Genomic DNA, 20,376 nt, shown 5'->3' with positions numbered 1-20,376 from the left:
TCCAACATTTTATAAAGACAGGAAGATGCTAGGAAGCAATTGCATGAATAAAATCACACAGGACATTGAAACTATACTCAAGCAGATTCCAGACGGCGCACATATTATGACCAGCGGCTTCGGTCTGGCAGGACAGCCAATCGAGCTTATTGAAGCGCTGATTGATATTGGTCCGAAAGACTTAACCATCATTAATAATAATGCTGCTTCTGGTGACAGAGGCCTAACCAATCTGTTGTTATCTGGGCTGGTCAAGAAAATGATCTGTTCATTCCCGCGTGCCAATAATTCTAAAGTATTTGAAGAGCTATATAAAGCTGGAAAAGTAGAGCTAGAACTGGTTCCACAAGGGAATTTAGCTTGCCGAATTCAGGCAGCGGGTGCAGGTCTGGGCGCTATTTTTACGCCTACAGGTTTTGGAACCAAAATTGCTGAAGGAAAAGAGACCCGTCATATTAATGGCAAGGACTATGTGCTGGAATATCCAATTTATGCGGATTATGCCTTGATTTATGGCAATCAGGCGGACCAATGGGGCAACTTGACCTACCGTAAAGCAGCGCGAAACTTTGGTCCTTTAATGGCAAAAGCAGCTAAAACCACCATTGCCCAAGTACACGAAATTGTTGAACTCGGCGATCTAGATCCTGAGATTATCGTGACACCGGGTATTTTTGTGCAGCATGTGGTGAAGGTAGGAGATATTAAATAATGGCTATTCAAAAACGTACACGTGAGCAGATTGTAGAAAAAGTTGCACAGGATATTCCCAGCAGTTCTTATGTGAATCTTGGTATTGGTTTGCCGACACGCGTTGCCGGTTATTTAAAGCCTGAGCAAGATATTGTCTTGCATTCCGAAAATGGCGTTCTGGGTTTTACCGCTTTAACTGATCCTGAACAGGCTGATGATGATCTGATTAATGCTGGTAAAGAACTGGTCAGCATGCTCGATGGCGGCAGTTTTATGAACTCTGCGGATTCTTTCGATATTATGCGTGGTGGCCATTTGGATTTCTGTATTATGGGTGCATTTCAGGTCGCAGTGAATGGTGATCTGGCTAACTGGCACACCGGGTCACTAGATGCAGTACCTGCGGTTGGCGGAGCGATGGATCTGGCAGTGGGCGCACGTTGTGTCTATGTCTGTATGGAACATGTCACTAAAAATGGTGAGCCTAGAATTGTAGAAGAACTGACTTATCCAATTACTGGTAAAAACTGTGTAGACCGAATTTATACTGACTTATGTATCATTGAGCTAAAAGATAATCAGGCTTGGGTAGTGGAAATGGTCGATGGCCTAAGTTTTGAAGAGCTACAGCAAAACACCGGTTGTAAGTTACTTGATGGTCGCGCTACAGAGAGCTTAAAAGTATCAGTTTAATAATCTAAAGAAATGAAACCATCTTTACAAATCGCAGCTTAGGCTGCGATTTTTTTATAAGATATTCTTTTATGCTAACAGTCAAAGAACTTAAAAAATAAGTAGTTTGTTACTCAACTGAGTTATTTAAAACTCTTAATTAAAAGAAAGCTTAAAAGATATCTTAAAAGGATTTATACAAATATTAAGATTTTAAATCAGGTTAAATTTTTAAATATCAAAATATTAAATAAAATAATCGAAAAGGATTCTGGTAGAAGAGAGTTCTTCTTATGCTGGATAATCCTGTCCTTTATTTCCCAGCGTATAGTTCTAAATAGAAACACAGGGCTAATATGTCAAATACTTTAAATATCTTTCATAAACCAAAAAATGATCGTCATCTTCATATTTAATGAATTTTGAATGTTCCTTCTCCCTCTGGGAGAAGGTTAGGATGAGGGAATTTCTTCTTAATGATTAAAAAATGATTTATGAAAGAAGCCTTTGTGAACTTAAACTAATATTCTATGAGTTCACAGTATTAAATTTTAGATTATGTATGATTAGGACTGGATATTGACCAGACTGCGTTCACGGCTTAAGTCATAGCGGTTAATACCAAATATGAGCAGGGCAAAGATAAACCCCAATGCGACACAAGCTGACCAACCATACATTTTCCATAAATGTAGTGACAAAAACGCGCCCAGACCGGCCCCTGAAAAATAACAGGTCATATAGATGGCATTAATTCGCGAACGGGCCTGTATTGAAATTCGATAGACCAGATTCTGGTTCAAGACATGCAAACAGGAAATGCCAAAATAGGCTAGAATTAAGCCCAGGATATAAATCCATAAATAGTTCTGGGCAAAGAACAAGGGAATCCACGCCAAAATCAGTCCGCATGTGGCCAGGTGCGCAATCCATTTTTCCCGATGCCTACCAATCATTTTACCAGTCCATTGAGAAGACCAGATTCCGACTACACCGACAATGCCCATGAGTCCAATCTGAAAATCATTAAAATGATAGGGTGCTTCTGCCAGTATAAAGGTCATGGTCGTAAAAATAATACTCAGCATGCCGAAGCCCAGACCGCCAATCATACTACGTCGGATCAACATAGGTTCTGTCTTGGCAAAGGTAAATAATGAGCCATAAATTTGTAAAATGCTCATCTGCAATTGGGTTTTAGCTTTTGGTAGCTGGAACCACATTGCGAGGCTGAGTAAAAGAATAGAACAGCCACTAAATAAGTACACCGCATGCCAGGACCATAAAGTTGAAATCAGTCCGGCCACGGTACGGGCAAACAGAATACCGACCAGGACACCGCTCATCAGCAGGCCAACGACTTCGGCACTTTTATCACGTTGCGACAGGCTGGCGGCAAAAGGAATCAGAATCTGGGTGGTAATCGAACAAAAAGAGGCGAGCAAGGTAAAGCCATTCAACATATGCAGGTTGGTGCTGGCGGAAAGCCCAATAAGCGCCAATCCGGTACAGAACATCAAACTACAGATATACAGCCGTTTTTCGAATAAATCGCCTAGCGGTACAAAGAAAAACAACCCAGTGGCATAACCAATCTGGGTTAAAACGACAGTCCAGCCAGACTGAGCTACACTGATCTGCAGATCCTCTGCAATAGAATAGATCAAGGGCTGGTTAAAATAGTTACAACCTGCGCAGAGTGCGCAGGTCATGGCCATCATGAACATGAAACGGCGTGAAATTTGCCCTTGGGCTGACATCCTTGTCTCCTGAGGCCTTAAAAGCTATAGTTGGCAGAGAGGTTGATACGCGAAATATCTGCTTCCTTGTTGTCAAAGGTTTCACGCTTGCCATGATGATATTCTGCACCCAGATTAATCTTTGGAACTGGAGAATAAATCAGGTTAGCGACATAGTCAGTTAAACGTTTATTGGCTTCAGGATTTGCTCGTGCATAATCACTTGAATCGTCAAAATCAACAATACTGGCATTAATACTACTACGTAGTTTTGGTGTGAATTTATGTGTGAAGCCTATATTTAAGCTATTGAACTCATTGAGCAAAAGTTCATTGTTGGCTGTATCAACTGAATAATCTCCACCCCAAGCAGCCCCATCGGATGTTGAGCCTTGAGTTAAAAAGGCTGCAATGCGCTGGTCACCGACCATATGGAAATAGTTGCCCTGGATCGAGTTTTGATCATCAAAGCGATAACGTCCACCAAGACCTACACCCCAACCGACTTTTTCAATATCACCTGTATCTGTCTGAGCTTGTTTTTGATTTACAAAACCTTGAGCTAATAGATGTACTGGGCCAGACTGATGCACATATTTAGTGGTTAAAGCAGGCAAGGCAGAAGAACGATCGCCACTGGCTATATATTCAAGACCCACATTCCAGGTATTTTCCGGATCAAGCTTAAACGCATAGCTGACTTGAGGCGTACGTAATATTGAACCACCTAGGAACAGACTATAATCTACAGCTTCGGTACTGATTTCAGGCGTAGACATCAATGACCATGCCTGACCAAAAGTCCAGTTATAATATTTTAAATGCGCATGACGAATACGCAGACCACCATCACCCTTACCATTGTTGGTCCAGAAGTCGGCTTCTAAACGAGCGGAAACGTTCGGATTACCGCCTAGATCCTTAGCTAGAAAACCAATTCGACTGGCCGCCAAAGTGAAATCTGAACGGGTTGAATCAGGTTCAGTAAAAGGCACTTTATTGATCTGGTTAATGGTTCGGCCACGAGCTTCTGGCGTACTCTTGAAATCGATCGCACCATCCAGACGGATCATTCCATACACATCAACATTGTCCAGTACGCTACTTAAACTTTTGGAGTCCGCTGTTTTAGACTGTTCTTGCTGGTTCTTTAACGCAAGTTGTGCTGCTTTTTGTTGTTCAAGTTCAGCCTGAATTTGCTTTAATTGCGATTCTAGAAACTGCATCCGATCTTCAGACGCTTCTGCCGAAAATGCCTGTACTGAAGCAAGACCACATAATGTCGCTAAAACTAATTTTTTCATTTCTTAATCCCTAAAGAAATTTTCTGATATCTAAGAAGGAAAGCTCTTTCCTTGTTGTCGATCTAATTTTTAAATGCAGAGATGCTAACTTTGGAAGAATAAGTATGAGACCAGTTCAACAGGAACCATCCAGTTCAGGTTAAATCCCATAGGTTCGATATCTAAAGTCATAAAAATTTGGATTGAGGAGGGCTGTTAATTACAGCCCTTACACAGGTTAAGTTATTCTGCTTTTTGCGGATCGTATAAACGGTCTTTAATGAACAGCGCAGGAATCAAACCACACAGGAAGTAAGCTGCACCCATGACCATCAAGCCTGTGCCGATCGAACCATGCATCGCCAGATAACCAATAGTAATTGGGGCGAAGATTGCACCGATACGACCAATGTTGAATGCACCACCGACTGCTGTTCCACGCACGGCGGTCGGGAAGCTTTCAGTTAAGTAGGTTGCATTAATGGCATATGGAATACCGTACAGGAAACCGAAGATCAGCATCAGTACACCAATATTGTCTGCGGTATGCATATAAACCACGACAGGAATAAACAGAGCCGTTCCCATGGTGCCGAAAGCAAAGACGATACGGCGGCCAATTTTGTCAGCAACATAGCCTGCGATAATTTTTGCAAAAATCATGGTGATGAATGTGCCCACCATATACAACGCCATTTCTTTAAACTTGATGCCTAATTCAGCTTCCAGATAGCTTGGTAACCAGTTACTTACACCGAAATAGCCAAATAACAGGAAACCAGAGCTGAAAGACCACAAGATAAACATTTTGCCATGGGTCTTGTCCTTAAGAATAGTGATATATGGATTGCCTTTTTTCGCGTTATTATCCACGATCTGGCCGGTTCTTTTCATTTCACGTACACGCTTCCATGATTCCGGCTCTGGCACCATAAAATGCATCAGAATACCCAAGGCTAATGGCGCAATCGTGATCCAGTACAGCATACGCCAGCCGAATTCAGGAATGATCCAGCCTGAAAGCATGGTGATGACCAAAGAACCCAAGGTAAAACCGGTCATTAATGTTGCTAATACCGTAGTACGATATTTGGTCGGTACGTATTCCGACATGAGGGTATTACAGGCAATATATAAACAGCCTAAACCCAAGCAGGACAGGGTACGTAAAATTGCGAACTCAGTATAAGACTGGGCAAAGCCTGAATAGGCAGACAAGATCGAGAAGGCAATGGTTGCTAATACGATGACTCGCACGCGACCAAACTTGTCACAGGCCCATCCACCGACAAAGCCACCAATTCCCATACCTAGAAGGGAATAACTTCCTAAAGCACCGGCCTGTACAGAAGTCAGTCCCCATTCAGCTTTCAGACTGGTCAGACTGAAAGCCAAAATGCCAATATCTGCACCGTCACAGAGTAAAATTAGAAAAGCAAAGACAAAGGCTGTCATCCACAGGCGTTTTGGTGCCTGTTTAATGGTGTCCTCGGAGGAGACAGGTGTTTTATTGTCTCCAGTTACGATGGTATCGCTTGTCATTCTTATATCCTCTATAAATTAAAAGTAGCATTTCCTCTGCTACCGCTAAATCCATTTTCCTTCCTCTCGGAAAAGTGTTTTTCCTGATTAAAGTGTCTGCTCCTGTTTTGGTTTAGCCACGTCAACAATCAGGTTAAATCTGATTTTTCAGCCCTATACTGGGTTAAAAATCACTGAACGACGAAGTATCTTTATTACGTAAATTAATTTTTAGTTTCGTTATAAGGCTAATAATTACTTAAATGAATAGCCAAAATTTACTTTAAATAATTAATTCCGCATTGCGAAATCAATTAATCATAAAACAACCAACTGAACAAGAGTTTTTACTCTATTTTTAGTAAAAAATAACTTTTTTGAATTTTTGAGTTAAAAATTCTTGATTTATAGACTTAGAAACCGTAGTTTTATATAAAATAAAATTTCGCTATACAAAATAAATGGAGATTTTAATGGAACAGGTGGTTCAAGTAGAGCAAATCTCAGCACATGTGGCGATGGTCAAGATCCATCGACCAGAAGCAAAAAATGCTTTGAATACAGAAGTGCGCCAGAAACTGGCTGCAGCTTTTCTACAACTCAATGATGACGAAAATATTCGGGCCATTATTCTTACGGGCGGTGAAACAGATTTTGCAGCAGGGGCCGATCTAAAGGAATTAGCTACCGCTGAAACCATCCAGATGATGCAACGTCGTACTGAACGTTACTGGCAAGCGATTGCGCAGTGTTCAAAACCGGTGATTGCAGCTGTAAATGGATATGCACTGGGGGGTGGATGTGAACTGGCGATGCATGCAGACATTATCATTGCTGGAAAAAGTGCCCAGTTCGGTCAACCTGAAGTGAAAGTTGGCGTGATGCCGGGTGCAGGTGGGACTCAACGTTTATTCCGTGCAGTAGGCAAATTCCATGCCATGCGTATCATCATGACCGGTTGTCTGGTACCTGCACCGGAAGCTTATCAAATTGGTCTGGTGTCCCAGGTGACTGAAGACAGTGAAACCCTTGCTACAGCAATCAAGATGGCAGAAGGGTTGGCAAAAATGCCGCCAATTGCCTTGGAGCAAATAAAGGAAGTGGCTTTATTGGCCGAAGATGTGCCGCTCAATGCCGGACTTACTCTGGAACGTAAGTCTTTCCAGATGCTGTTTTCTTCAGAAGATCAAAAAGAAGGTATGCAGGCCTTTATCGAAAAACGTAAACCGAATTATCAGGGACGATAGGCATGAGTATTCAAATTCAGAAAATCGGAATTATTGGCGTAGGCACGATGGGTGCAGGTATTGCCCAGATTGCGATTCAGTCTGGTCATGACGTGATACTGTTTGATGCCAAAGAAGGGGCAGCTGAAGAGGCACATGACAAACTGGCCAAAACATTAAATACCTTGGCAGATAAAGGTAAATTCAGCCACGAAAAAGCAGCTGAAGATATTGCCCATTTATCAATCGCACAGCAATTAGAAGATTTGAAAGATTGTGATCTGATTGTTGAGGCGATTATTGAGAATCTGGAAATCAAACAAAAGCTGATGCAGCAACTAGAAGACATTGTTAAACCGGAAGCCATTTTGGCATCGAATACCTCTTCATTATCGATCAGTGCCATTGCTGCCAATTGTAGTCAGCCGGAACGTGTTGCCGGTTATCACTTCTTTAATCCGGTACCACTCATGAAAGTGGTTGAAGTAATTGAAGGCTTTAATACCCGTGCTGACATTATTGAAGCATTAACCCAGCTTTCTACAAAAATGGGCCATCGTCCGGTCAAAGCTAAAGATACCCCAGGATTTATCATTAACCATGCTGGCCGTGCTTTTGGTAGTGAAGCCTATGCCATTTTGAATGAAAATGTCACGCCATTTTATGATATTGACCGGATTTACCGTGACGGTATTGGTTTTAAAATGGGACCATTCGAGCTGGGTGATCTGACCGGTATGGATGTGTCGCACCCAGTCAGTGAATCGATTTATCAACAGTATTATCAAGAAGCTCGTTACCGTCCAAGTGTGATTACCCGCCAGCGTTTTATCGCTAAACAGTTAGGTCGTAAAACCGGTAAAGGTTTCTATGATTATACCTCGGGAACTAAAGAGGGTGATGTTGCTCCCACATTGGTTGAAAAACTGGCGCAATATCCAGCAGTTTGGCTAGGCACCGAATATGAGCAAGACCATCAGGCGCTTGAGCAGTATCTGCAACAGTTCAATATTCAGATCGAGCAAACTGAAACACCTTCGGCAGATGCCTTAATCTTAATTGCCACTTATGGTGAAGATGCAACTTCAGCCGCTGTTCGTTATCAGGTGGCACCTCAGCAAGTGGTGTGTATCGACCTACTGTATGGGCTGAATAAACACCGCACCTTAATGCCAACTTTTGTGACCAAGCCTGAACTGACCCAAGCGGCTCAATCGATTTTCAATCTGGATGGTGTGACTGCGAGTGTAATTCAGGAAAGCGTTGGCTTTGTGGCTCAACGTGCTTTGGCAATGATTGTGAATCTCGGCTGTGATATTGCCCAGCAAGGCGTCGCGACAGTTGAAGACATCAATGTTGCGGTAAAACTAGGCCTCGGTTATCCGCATGGTCCAATTGAATGGGGGGATGTGCTGGGTGCTGAAAAAATCCTGAAAATTCTGGATAGCATGACTGCGATTACCCGTGACCAGCGTTACCGTCCAAGTCCTTGGTTGCGTCGCCGCGTTCAGCTTGGTCTGCCTCTTGTTCATACAACACATTAATTAAAAAGTTAAAGGAATAACACTCATGTTAAATGCATATATTTATGATGGTTTACGTTCACCAATCGGTCGCCATGCCGGAAGTCTGGCAAGCGTACGTCCAGATGATCTGGCAGCTACAGTCATTAAAAACCTGCTGGAAAAAACCGGTATCCCGGCAGAAGACGTAGAAGATGTAATCTTTGGTAGTACCAACCAGGCCGGTGAAGACAGCCGTAATGTGGCACGTTTTGCAGCATTGTTAGCGGGTATGCCGGTAACAGTTCCGGGGCAGACGGTAAACCGCTTATGTGCATCAGGTCTCGGTGCTGTGATTGATTCGGCACGTGCCATCACTGCAGGCGAAGGCGAGTTGTACATTGCCGGTGGCGTAGAAAGTATGACCCGCGCGCCTTTTGTGATGGGCAAAGCAGAAAGTGCTTATTCACGTGATGCCAAAATTTATGACACCACGATTGGTACACGTTTCCCGAACCGTAAATTCACGGATCAGTTTGGCGCGCACAGCATGCCTGAAACAGGTGATAATGTGGCTGAAGAATTCGGTATTAGCCGTGAACAGGCAGATACTTTTGCTGCTGCATCACAAGCGAAATATCAAGCTGCAAAAGAAGCAGGTTTCTTTGACGGTGAAATTACCCCGATTGAAGTTTCACAAGGACGTAAATTACCGCCTAAATTAGTGACTGAAGATGAACATCCACGTCTATCTTCAACATTTGAAGCATTATCCAAGTTAAAACCGCTTTTCGAAGGTGGTGTGGTGACTGCGGGTAATGCATCAGGTATCAATGACGGCGCTGCAGCACTGATTATTGGCAGTGAAAAAGTTCAGGAACAGTATGGCTTAAAACCTCTCGCTCGTATCCTGTCTTCTGCAGCCGCTGGCATTGAGCCACGCATCATGGGAGCAGGCCCAATTGAAGCGATTAAAAAGGCAGTACAGCGTGCGGGTTTGACGCTAGACGATATGGATATCATCGAGATTAATGAAGCCTTTGCCAGTCAGGTATTATCTTGCCTGAAAGGTCTGGATGTCGCTTTGGATGATCCGCGTGTCAATCCAAATGGTGGTGCGATTGCCATTGGCCATCCACTGGGCTGTTCGGGTGCGCGTTTAGCTTTAACCGTTGCACGTCAGTTACAGCGTACCGGTAAAAAATATGCCGTGATCAGTCTGTGTATCGGTCTGGGTCAAGGCCTGGCGATGGTGATTGAAAATCCTGAAGCTGCATAACAGCTTAAGTAATCGCCTTAATGCCATGTATCTATGATATGCATGGCATTTTTTATTGGAATTTTTTCAAAATAAAAAAATCCCTGCACATACAGGGATTGATTACATCAGTGTAATGATTACTTACGACCAGTGACTAATAATGTTGCCGACCCAAAGGCATAAACTTTACCTTCTTTATCGATAATTCTGCCTTCTGAGGTCAGTACATTACGTCCGATCCGGATAACTTCACCAATAGCTATATAGGTTTCGCCGCTTTTCATTGCCTTCAGCATTTTTACATTCAGGTCAATGGTCGAGAAACTGACACCTGCATCTACTGTCGTATGCACGGCAGCGCCAGTGGCACTATCTAGAACCGTTGCACAAAAGCCGCCATGAATTCCACCCTGTAAATTGTAATGGCGCTGATCAGGACGCACCTCATATTCCACATAGTTTTCGCGCACCAAGGTCAGACGCATGGGAATAATTTCACTCATGGCTGAACTGGGAATTTCCCCATTCTTAATTGCGGTGAGATATTCAAGTCCGTTTAATTGTGATGTGGGCATATCCACTCCTTGTAACGATTTATTTCGCTTTATGAAATAATATTCTGTTTTTCTAAAATTATGATATAACAGATAGTGATCGAAATGCTATATTTTTCCAGGATGGAACGATGACAATAAAAAATCTCGTCACAGATGCCGAGTGGCAGGCACGTTGTGAACTCGCAGCGCTTTATCGCATTATCGCGCATTACCGGATGACGGATCTAATTGATACCCACATCAGTTTAAGAGTTCCTAATCAGCCTGACTGTTTTCTGATTAATCAGTATGGTGTTGCTTTTGAAAAAATGCGTGCTTCAACGCTGGTCAAGATTAATCATGAAGGGCAGGTCGTAGAAAGCTATGAACAGGACAAGCCGGTGAATATGGCTGGCTTCGTCATCCACTCCGCAATTCACGAAGCACATGCTCATCTGAACTGCGTCATTCATACACATACCGCAGATGGGATAGCCGTTTCTGCCCAGAAACATGGACTTTTGCCAATTTCCCAGCATGCGCTGAAATTTTATCAGCAGGTGGCCTATCACGAATATGAAGGCGTGGCACTCTCAACAGATGAGCAGGAGCGCCTGATTCAGGACCTAGGCGGCCATCGCGCCATGATTTTACGCAATCACGGACTTTTAACGGCTGGCGAAACGATCGCTCGGGCCTTTCATGAAATCTATTTTCTGGAGCGTGCCTGTCAGGCACAGGTGAAGGCCTTAAGTGGCGGTGCTGAATTGCATTATCCAGCAGAAGAAGTCCGAATTAAAACTGCTAAACAGTTCGCCAGTCCGTTGGTAGAACCGATTTTACAGCGTGCCTGGCAGGCTGCGTTATCCCTGATTGAGCATCAATATACGGAGTATGCATCATGATTGTGATATCAAGTACTGTGCCGAACATTGAAGCCATTCTGGTCAAGTCTTTTCAGAAATATGCCCCTGAGAGCAGTTTTTGTACAGTGGACAGCCCGGAAGCAGAGCAGGCGACCACGGCCGCATGCTGGTTTCCAGATCTGGAGAAATTGCAGCAGCTCCCAAAACTTGGCCTGATTCATTCGATTGCGGCAGGAGTCGAGCATTTAAACTTGAATGAGATAAGACCTGATCAAGCCGTGTGCCGGGTACTCGATCCGCATCATCAAAAAGGCATGTTTGATTACCTGCTTTGGGGTGTGCTGTATTTTCAGCGTTATTTTGACCGCATGATTCAGCAACAAAAGCAGCAGCTATGGAAGCAGTATCGTCAGAGTTATAGCCAGCATATCCAGATCGGGATTATGGGTCTTGGGCATATGGGGTCTTATGTAGCGGAACGTCTTGCCGACATGGGCTATCAGGTCTCGGGCTGGGCCAATTCCCCGAAAGAGATTGATCAGGTTAAAAGCTATGTCGGTTCAGAACAGTTGTCCGATTTCCTGGCTCAAAGCCAGATCCTGATTAACCTGTTGCCACTTACAGAAAAAAATACCGGCATTCTATCTGCTGAATTATTCCAGCAACTCCCTGAACAGGCAGCTCTCATTCAGGTCGGGCGAGGCCAGCATTTAATCGAACAGGATTTATTGGCAGCGCTGGATTCAGGCCATCTGCGTGGTGCAATTGTCGATGTGTTTGAACAGGAGCCATTAGCTGCTGAACATCCATTCTGGCAGCATGAAAAGATCGTTGTTACACCACATGTCGCCTCACATGCGCCCATGTCTGTGGTGGTGGAACAGATTCTGGAAAACGACTGCCGTTTTAATCAGGGCCTGGATTTGTGCCATCAGGTAGATGTTAATAAGGGCTATTAATTGTAGGGATACAGGCAAAAAATAAGGAAATTGATGATGTGGGAAATGATTCAAACCCAGATTCAGCAAGGCGTCGCGACTTTAAGTTTTAACCGGCCAGATTCATTGAACAGTTTCAACCGACAAATGCATGAGGAAGTGCAGCAGGTGCTGAAAAGCTGGAATACGAATCCGGATATTCGGGTGATTGTGATTCGTGGTAATGGTCGGGCATTTTCAGCGGGACAGGATTTAAAAGAACGTGCCGGGCAGCTCGGTAGTGTGCCGTTGCCTCCCGAAGGCTCTCTAGCCAAATATTATAATCCTTTGATCAACCTGATTCGTAAAAGCCCCAAACCGGTGATTGCGGCAGTAAATGGTGTGGCTGCCGGTGCAGGGGCCAATATCGCACTAGCTTGTGATCTGGTCATTGCCAAAGAAAGTGCCAAATTTATTCAAGCCTTTTCTAAAATTGGCTTAATTCCTGATGCCGGCGGCACCTGGATGTTGCCGCGTTTGATCGGCTATGCACGTGCCATGGCACTGACTTTACTTGGTAAGCCTGTGCATGCCAAAGAAGCGGCTGAAATGGGTATGATCTGGAAAATGATCCCTGATGCAGAATTTGATGCTTATATCGATGAGCTTGCACAGCGACTGGCACGACAGCCGACCTATGCACTGGCCTTAACCAAACAGGCTTTGCAACGCAGTGCTGAAAATAATATGGACCAGCAACTGGAACTGGAACAAAACCTGCAATATCTGGCGCTGAGCAGTCAGGACTATAAAGAAGGTGTCCAGGCTTTTGTCGAAAAACGCCCTGCACAATTTACCGGATGCTAAGGAGAGCATTTATGAAAATTCAGACCCGTATTACCGAGCTTTTAGGCATTCGCTATCCGATTATTCAGGGCGGTATGATGTGGGTCGGTACCTCAGAAATGGCCAGTGCAGTTTCTAATGCTGGTGGCTTGGGAACATTAACGGCATTGACTCAACCGACGCCTGAAGCCTTGGTCAAGGAAATTGCACGCTGCCGAGAAATGACGGATCAGCCTTTTGCTGTCAATCTGACTTTATTGCCCGCTGTGAATCCGCCGCCATATGCCGAATATCGTCAGGCCATTATTGAAAGTGGAATCAAAATTGTAGAAACGGCAGGCAACAAGCCGCATGAACATATTGAGGCGTTTAAGCAACATGGCATTATTGTCATTCATAAATGTACTTCCGTTCGTCATGCGCTCTCAGCACAAAGAATAGGCGCGGATGTTATTTCGATTGATGGTTTTGAATGTGCGGGCCATCCGGGTGAAGACGATATTCCTGGCTTGATTTTAATTCCTGCGGCAGCGGATCAGCTTACTGTGCCGATTGTGGCCAGTGGCGGTTTTGCTGATGGCCGTGGTCTGGTCGCAGCTTTGGCTTTAGGTGCTGAAGGCATCAATATGGGTACACGCTTTTGTGCCACTCAAGAAGCGCCGATCCATCCAAACATCAAACAGTTTTATGTCGATAATGATGAAAGGGCGACACATCTGCTATATCGACAGTTCAGGAATACTGCCCGTGTTGCCAAAAATGCGGTATCTGATCTAGTCGTTAAAATGGGTGAAGATCCAAATCTGGAATTTGAACAGATTCGCCCTTATGTCAGTGGCTTAAAAGGCAAGCTGGCTTTGGAAAATGGCGATGTAGATGCAGGCGTACTGACAGCAGGTCAAGTCATGGGATTGATCCATGATATCCCGACCTGTCAAACGCTGATTGACAATATCATGCAAGAAGCAGAACAGATTGTTCAGCAACGTTTGGCTCAGTTTTTCCCGCGCTAGATCGATTTATTTTGATCATTTAATAAAAAGCCATTCATTACCGAATGGCTTTTTTATACCAAAGTTTTAATTTTTTAAATGTGATTTTTTATGTCATGACTAGATTTTATCCATGCACTTATATTATATTCGACCTAAAACATAATTTCGTATTATGAAATTAATTGTCATAAATATACAAATTAGAACTCATACAAGGGAATTACGATGAGAAATTATATTGCGCCATTAAAAGACATGAAGTTTGTCCTGAAAGATCTGCTCAATGTTGAACAGAAATACGAAGGCTATGCAAAGTTCGCAGACAAAGTTTCTATGGATATTATGGAACAATATCTGGAAGTCGCTGCTGATTTTTGCCAAAACGAACTTCTACCAATTAATGCGACAGGCGACCAGCAGGGCTGCCGTCTGCAAGATGGCGTCGTGACTACACCGGATGGTTTTAAAGCGGCTTATGACAAATATGTAGAACTTGGTTTTACCTCATTAACTGGTGATGAAAAATATGGTGGCCAAGGCTTCCCGACCTTATACCGTATTGCCATTTCAGAAATTATTACGGCGACTAACTGGTCTTGGGGTATGTACCCAGGCCTGTCTCATGGTGCGATGCGTACTTTAGAGCATCATGGTAGCGATGAACAGAAACAGAAATTCCTGGTACCTTTAATTGCAGGTCGCTGGACCGGAACCATGTGTTTAACTGAATCACATGCCGGTTCTGATCTGGGCCTGATCCGTACTAAAGCGGTGCCAAATGAAGATGGCAGCTACAGCATCAGCGGTGAGAAAATCTTTATTTCAGCAGGTGAGCATGACCTGGCTGAAAATATCGTACACATTGTATTGGCGCGTTTACCGGATGCGCCTGCAGGTACTAAAGGTATTTCGCTGTTTATCGTGCCTAAATACAATCTGGATGAAGCTGGAAATGTGGCTTCACGCAATGGTGTGGTGTGTAGCGCGATTGAACACAAGATGGGTATTCATGGCAATGCGACCTGTGTACTGAATTTTGATAATGCCAAAGGTTTCCTGATCGGGCCTGAAAACCGCGGCTTGAACTGCATGTTTACTTTTATGAACTCTGCGCGTATTGGTACAGCGATTCAAGGTTTGGCAGCAGCAGAATCTTCTTATCAAGGCGCGTTGGCTTATGCCAAAGACCGTCTGGCGATGCGTTCACTTGAAGGTGCGAAAGAGCCAAACCTGCCTGCGGATCCAATTATCGTGCATCCGGCAGTGCGTAATATGCTACTGACTCAAAAGGTATTTGCAGAAGGTTCACGTGCCTTGGCTTATTATCTGGCAACGTATGCTGATATCGCTGAAGCAACGGATAATCCTGAAGAGAAGAAAGCTGCAGAAGACCGTCTGGCATTATTGACCCCAATTGCTAAAGCCTTAATGACCGAAACAGGTGTAGAAGCTGCCAAACACGGTATGCAGGTCTTTGGTGGACACGGCTATATTGCTGAACATGGCATGGAACAGATTGCCCGTGATGCACGTATTGCCAGTCTGTATGAAGGTACTACTGAAATTCAATCAATCGACTTGCTAGCGCGTAAAGTACTGGGTTCAAAACTGGATCTGCTGACCGCATTAACCGATGAAATTCAGGGCTTTGTAAAAGAACACCAGCAACATGCCCAGTTAAGCCAGCAAGTTGCACAAGTCAGCCAGCTAACTGAACAATGGCTGGAACTCACCAAAACCATTCAGACTCAAGCACAACAGTCTGCCAATGAAATTGGGGCAGCATCAGTTGACTACCTATATTTCTCTGGTTATGTGGTGTCGGCTTATTTGTGGCTGAAAATGGCAATTACTGCACAACAGAAAATTGAAGAAGGCCATACCGATCCGTTCTATGCAGCCAAGATCAAAACTGCACAATTCTTCTTTGCTCGGATTTTACCAAGAACCGCGACACATACTGCCAATATTCTAGTTGGTGGTGAAAGCCTGTTTTTACTTGAACCTGAAGAGTTCAAATTCGATTAAAGTTTTTGACCCACGATACTCGTGTCGTGGGTCTTTTTTTAATAATTTTTGCATCCTAATCCCATTCAAATATTGAAAGTTATTCTTTGGTATTGAATAAACCATAAAACAACAAGATCAGGAGTCTATATGGATTTAGACATGATTACTCGACAGTTTCCTTATACTGATCGGGAGCTTACTTTTCATGAAGTCGGACAGCGCTCTGCATTTCCCACTATTATTCTGATTCATGGCACCGGTGGAAATACCGACAAGCATTTCAGCTATATTTTTCCGATGCTGGGTATTCATCAGCGGGTTTTATCCATTGATTTACATACCCCCGATAAAGCTGATCTGGCGGTGACCGATTTTAGCCAGCAGGTTGAAGCACTGATTCAGCATGCAGTTGCAGAAGATGAAATCATTACAGTGGTAGGCTATTCACTCGGTGCCGTGATTGCTGCACAAGTAGCAGCCAGTTTAAAACAGCGTGTGGCACGTTTGATTCTGTTGGCTGGTTGGACCAAAACCAGCTCGGTACAGCAACTACGGACGACTATCTGGCAACAGTTATTTAATGAACAATCTGCGGCCTTGCCTCATTTTGTCAATTATTGCCTGTATAGCGATGATTATCTGTCTGCACGAAGTGAACAGCAGGTGTTGGATCTGGCACGCTTTGTTAAGCCATCCCAAGATGCAGCCAAACAGCGCGAACTGAATTATCACATTGATATTACATCAGCTTTGTCTGACATCTGTGCAGAAACTCTAGTCGTTGCCTGTCGTGAAGACCGCATGGTGCCTGTAGCCCAAGCAAAACTGCTGTTTGCTTCAATTTCGAACAGTCGCTATATCGAAATTTCTTCAGGACATGCGCTCTATATCGAAGCACCGGCAGAAGTGGTGCAACTGGTGAATCAGTTTAGCCAGCATCCACAGCAATATCCGGTGAATCAAAAAATCCAGCCGTCGATGCCTTAAAACAGGAGAAAAATAATGCAAGCTCAAGGACAGCGCAGCAAGATTCTAATTGTAGGCAGTGGTTTTGGTGGATTAGGCATGGCAATCCGCCTTAAGCAGCAGGGCATCCACGATTTCAAAATCATTGAACGTGCAGCAGAAGTGGGCGGCACCTGGCGTGACAATACCTATCCCGGGGTCGCCTGTGATGTACCTTCCCATTTATATTCTTTCTCTTTTATTAAAAATCCCGACTGGTCACGCGTCTTTCCGCAAGGAGCAGAAATTCAGCGTTATTTAATTCAATGCTGTGATCAGGAAAATATCCGGCCCCATATTGATTTTCATACCCAACTGGAAAAAGCCAGCTGGAATGCACGAGAACGCATCTGGGAAATTCACACCTCTACAGGTCTGTATCAGGCTGAGATCTTAATTACTGCAACCGGGCATCTGGCAGATGAGCATCTCCCGCAAATTCCGGGGCTGGAAGAATTTGAAGGCCAAGTGATGCATTCTGCGCGCTGGAATCATCAGATAAATTTGGAGAATCAGCGTGTTGTTGTGGTCGGTTCTGGTGCTTCTGCCGTTCAGCTTGTACCGGAAATTGCAAAAACGGCCAAAAGCCTGACTGTCTTGCAACGTAGTGCGCCCTATATTTTGCCCCGACCAGACCGACCTTATTCTGAATCAGAAAAACAGCTTTTCCGCAAAGATCCGGACAGTATGTCAGCCCTCAGACATTCCTTGTTCTGGGGCAATGAATACAATTTTGCCCAGCGCCGTAATCTGCAAAGCCAGATTGAGCGGGTCAAGAAAAACTGCCTGAAATTCTTAAAACATCAGATTTCAGATCCTGAATTACAGCAGAAACTCACACCGAATTATGAACCTGGTTGTAAGCGTTTATTGCTGTCTAATGATTATTATCCAACCTTTTTAAAAGCGCATGTCACGCTTGAAGATTCAGCCTTGGCAGAAGTTACGAAAGACAGTGTATTAAGCCAGGCTGAAAATAAATTTTCTGCAGATATCATCGTATTCGCGACAGGATTTGAAGCAGCACGCCCACCTTATGCGGCAAAGGTGGTCGGTAAGCATGGCCTAAGTCTGGAACAACAATGGTCTAGCGGCATGCAGGGTTATCAGTCAACGACCGTACATAATTTTCCAAACCTGTTCATCCTGAATGGGCCAAATACAGGCAGTGGACATAATTCAGCACTTTATTTTCTGGAAACCCAGTTTGATCTGATTCTAGATGCCTTGCAGTTTTTTGAGCAGGAACAGATCCAGGTTTTCGAAGCGGATCAGAGCGCTGAAAATAGCTATATGCAGGAGCTACAGCAGCTTTCGCAAGGTAGTGTCTGGTTATCGGAAAGCTGTAAAAGCTGGTATCTGGACCCGGTCAGTCGTAAGCTGACTTTGGTCTGGCCGGATTATGCTCATTCATTTAGGGATAAAAATCAGCATTTTATTCGTAGCGGTTATCACTACAAGTATGTTGAATCAAAACAGCAGAAAGTGGTTTAAAAATATTTAATTAAAATCAAAATCTTATGGTTTAAATAATACAAAATAATTGTAAATCCAGGACAGGAGTATAGTCATGAGCAGTCAACCATGGATGGAAGAATATAAAAAGTGGAATATCAATCCGGAGTTTAGCCGGCCAGATCCTGAGAAAACCCTGAGCACGACCATTGCTGAGAATCTGGTGAAATTTCAGGATAAAACCGCATTTATCTATCTGGATCGTAAATTCAGTTATCACGATATCGATGTCTATAGCCAGAAATTCGCCACCTATTTACAGAGTCTTGGGCTGACTGCTGGCAGCCGTATTGCAGTGATGTTGCCAAATATTATTCAGTATCCAATTGCGACATTTGCCATTATTCGTGCCGGTTATGTGCTGGTCAATGTCAATCCGATGTACACCCAGCGTGAACTGTATCATCAGTTACAGGATTCAGGTGCAGAAGCCTTGATTATCCTGGGACAGACTTTGGAGCAATTAACAGCACTAGATGAATGTCCTGAACTCAAATATGTCATTTCAACGCATTCGCTAGATTTTATTCAAGAGCAACCAAGTGCTATTTATAGTCAGGCAGCACAATATCCGGATAAACAGTTTTTTGACTTTAAACAGGTGATTGATCAAGTCGAACAGATTGATTTTAAAACACCTGTACAACATCAGGAAGATACGGTTATTCTGCAATACACGGGAGGTACCACAGGTGTTTCTAAAGGTGCTGAACTGAGTCATCGCAATATTTTATTTAATATTGCCCAGAACAGTACCGTATTTATCAGCCATTTTGGTGACCGCTATGCTATTGAAAATGAATATGTTTTCTGTGCCTTGCCGCTGTATCACATTTATGGATTTACCATCTGCCTGTTCAGTTATGGTTTAAGCCGTGGTTTCGCCAATGTCCTGATTCCAAATCCGAGAGATCTGGATGCTTTGGCGGATCAATACCAGAAACATCCACCCACTGTTTTCCCCGGGGTGAATACCATGTTTAATGCCTTGGCGCATCATTCACCTTTCCGTGAACTGGATCATTCACGCCTGAAAACCACAACCGGCGGAGGGGCATCTATTTTGAAAAATACGGCAGAGTTATGGCATGAGGTCACAGGCTGCCAGATTTATGAAGGTTATGGGCTTTCCGAAACTTCACCGACTGCAACTTTTAACCCGCCTTTAAGCCGGCGATTTAGTGGCACGATTGGCTTGCCATTGGCAGGGACTGAAATTCTGATTCTGAATGATGAAGGAGAACCTGTAGAGCTTAATCAGGCTGGAGAAATCGCCATACGTGGTCCACAGGTGATGAAAGGATACTGGCAGCAACCGGAAGCAACAGCACAGGTATTTACCAAAGATGGTTACTTCCTGACAGGTGATATCGGTTGTATGGACGAACAAGGCTATATCACCATTCTGGACCGCAAAAAAGACATGATTCTGGTCTCCGGATTTAATGTTTATCCCAATGAGCTGGAAGGCGTACTGTCCAAACATCCTAAAATACTGGAATGTGCAGTGATTGGTATTGATGATGAAAAATCTGGACAGGTACCCAAGGCATTTATTGTGAAACAGGATGAAACTCTGACCCAAGATGAAGTCATGACTTATCTGAAACAGCAACTGACCAGTTATAAATTGCCGAAATACATTGAGTTTGTGTCCGAACTACCAAAGTCTGCAGTAGGAAAAATTCTGCGTCGCGAGCTGCCTCGTACTGTTCAGCCGAGTGCAAAAGCCTGCTAAGGAATGATCTAATCCATTATTTTTAAAATAAAAAAGGAATCTAAAGATTCC

The 20,376-nt window shown here is 43.8% G+C and carries 17 protein-coding genes; 13 read left to right on the top strand and 4 right to left on the bottom strand.

What is annotated here, in order from left to right; all coding sequences use genetic code 11:
• The first annotated feature begins 43 nt into the window (after positions 1–43).
• Positions 44–712 carry a 3-oxoacid CoA-transferase subunit A gene (locus tag F899_RS08670; protein WP_005222181.1) on the top strand — a complete coding sequence of 223 codons (669 nt, stop codon included), beginning with the start codon at positions 44–46 and terminating at the stop codon, positions 710–712.
• Positions 712–1,386 (top strand): 3-oxoacid CoA-transferase subunit B, encoded by a 675-nt coding sequence (locus tag F899_RS08665; RefSeq protein ID WP_005222180.1) that lies wholly within the window; start codon positions 712–714, stop codon positions 1,384–1,386. Before F899_RS08670 ends, F899_RS08665 begins: the two co-directional genes overlap by 1 nt.
• A 545-nt stretch (positions 1,387–1,931) precedes the next feature.
• On the opposite strand, the gene F899_RS08660 is transcribed toward F899_RS08665, so the two are convergent.
• The 3 genes from F899_RS08660 to F899_RS08650 all read right to left on the bottom strand — a co-directional run bounded on the left by F899_RS08660 (position 1,932) and on the right by F899_RS08650 (position 5,929).
• Positions 1,932–3,125: an MFS transporter gene (locus F899_RS08660; RefSeq protein WP_005222178.1), complete on the bottom strand. Its 1,194-nt coding sequence runs from the start codon at positions 3,123–3,125 to the stop codon at positions 1,932–1,934.
• A gap of 17 nt (positions 3,126–3,142) precedes the next feature.
• On the bottom strand, positions 3,143–4,408 hold the full coding sequence (locus F899_RS08655) for a DcaP family trimeric outer membrane transporter (RefSeq protein ID WP_005222175.1): 1,266 nt from the start codon (positions 4,406–4,408) through the stop codon (positions 3,143–3,145).
• A 222-nt stretch (positions 4,409–4,630) separates the two neighbouring features.
• Complete coding sequence (locus F899_RS08650) at positions 4,631–5,929, bottom strand: MFS transporter (RefSeq protein ID WP_005222173.1); 1,299 nt, start codon at positions 5,927–5,929, stop codon at positions 4,631–4,633.
• 452 nt (positions 5,930–6,381) lie between these two features.
• Here F899_RS08650 and F899_RS08645 point away from each other — a divergent pair, with 452 nt between their 5' ends.
• The 3 genes from F899_RS08645 to F899_RS08635 are packed head-to-tail and all read left to right on the top strand — an operon-like array spanning position 6,382 to position 9,915.
• On the top strand, positions 6,382–7,155 hold the full coding sequence (locus F899_RS08645) for an enoyl-CoA hydratase (protein ID WP_005222169.1): 774 nt from the start codon (positions 6,382–6,384) through the stop codon (positions 7,153–7,155).
• 2 nt (positions 7,156–7,157) lie between these two features.
• Positions 7,158–8,678 carry a 3-hydroxyacyl-CoA dehydrogenase gene (locus tag F899_RS08640; RefSeq protein WP_005222167.1) on the top strand — a complete coding sequence of 507 codons (1,521 nt, stop codon included), beginning with the start codon at positions 7,158–7,160 and terminating at the stop codon, positions 8,676–8,678.
• 25 nt (positions 8,679–8,703) lie between these two features.
• Positions 8,704–9,915 carry a 3-oxoadipyl-CoA thiolase gene (locus F899_RS08635; protein ID WP_005222165.1) on the top strand — a complete coding sequence of 404 codons (1,212 nt, stop codon included), beginning with the start codon at positions 8,704–8,706 and terminating at the stop codon, positions 9,913–9,915.
• A 119-nt stretch (positions 9,916–10,034) separates the two neighbouring features.
• Here F899_RS08635 and F899_RS08630 read toward each other — a convergent pair whose 3' ends face one another.
• Positions 10,035–10,472, bottom strand: a complete 438-nt coding sequence (locus F899_RS08630) for a PaaI family thioesterase (RefSeq protein ID WP_005222163.1) — start codon at positions 10,470–10,472, stop codon at positions 10,035–10,037.
• A gap of 110 nt (positions 10,473–10,582) precedes the next feature.
• Here F899_RS08630 and F899_RS08625 point away from each other — a divergent pair, with 110 nt between their 5' ends.
• From F899_RS08625 to F899_RS08590, 8 genes are all read left to right on the top strand, one after another.
• Positions 10,583–11,338, top strand: coding sequence for a class II aldolase/adducin family protein (locus F899_RS08625; RefSeq protein WP_005222162.1), 756 nt, complete (start codon positions 10,583–10,585; stop codon positions 11,336–11,338).
• Positions 11,335–12,258 carry a 2-hydroxyacid dehydrogenase gene (locus tag F899_RS08620; RefSeq protein WP_005222161.1) on the top strand — a complete coding sequence of 308 codons (924 nt, stop codon included), beginning with the start codon at positions 11,335–11,337 and terminating at the stop codon, positions 12,256–12,258. The genes F899_RS08625 and F899_RS08620 overlap by 4 nt, the downstream gene beginning before the upstream one ends.
• Positions 12,259–12,294: 36 nt before the next feature.
• Entirely contained in the window at positions 12,295–13,083 is a 789-nt protein-coding gene (locus F899_RS08615) for an enoyl-CoA hydratase-related protein (protein WP_005222160.1), read from the top strand.
• Between the two features lie 11 nt (positions 13,084–13,094).
• Positions 13,095–14,075, top strand: a complete 981-nt coding sequence (locus F899_RS08610) for an NAD(P)H-dependent flavin oxidoreductase (protein ID WP_005222159.1) — start codon at positions 13,095–13,097, stop codon at positions 14,073–14,075.
• A gap of 207 nt (positions 14,076–14,282) precedes the next feature.
• On the top strand, positions 14,283–16,085 hold the full coding sequence (locus tag F899_RS08605; RefSeq protein ID WP_005222158.1) for an acyl-CoA dehydrogenase C-terminal domain-containing protein: 1,803 nt from the start codon (positions 14,283–14,285) through the stop codon (positions 16,083–16,085).
• Positions 16,086–16,214: 129 nt separating this feature from the next.
• The gene (locus F899_RS08600; protein WP_005222157.1) at positions 16,215–17,054 is read left to right on the top strand and encodes an alpha/beta fold hydrolase; all 840 of its coding nucleotides are present in this window, start codon (positions 16,215–16,217) and stop codon (positions 17,052–17,054) included.
• 15 nt (positions 17,055–17,069) lie between these two features.
• Positions 17,070–18,566: a flavin-containing monooxygenase gene (locus F899_RS08595; protein ID WP_005222156.1), complete on the top strand. Its 1,497-nt coding sequence runs from the start codon at positions 17,070–17,072 to the stop codon at positions 18,564–18,566.
• A 76-nt stretch (positions 18,567–18,642) separates the two neighbouring features.
• Positions 18,643–20,325 (top strand): AMP-binding protein, encoded by a 1,683-nt coding sequence (locus tag F899_RS08590; protein ID WP_005222155.1) that lies wholly within the window; start codon positions 18,643–18,645, stop codon positions 20,323–20,325.
• The last annotated feature ends 51 nt before the right edge of the window (positions 20,326–20,376 follow it).

It is taken from the genome of Acinetobacter sp. CIP 101934, assembly GCF_000369585.1.
Classification (GTDB): domain Bacteria; phylum Pseudomonadota; class Gammaproteobacteria; order Pseudomonadales; family Moraxellaceae; genus Acinetobacter; species Acinetobacter schindleri.
The sequence above is the reverse complement of the archived record's forward strand: the minus strand, read 5'-3'. Positions and strand labels throughout refer to the sequence as shown.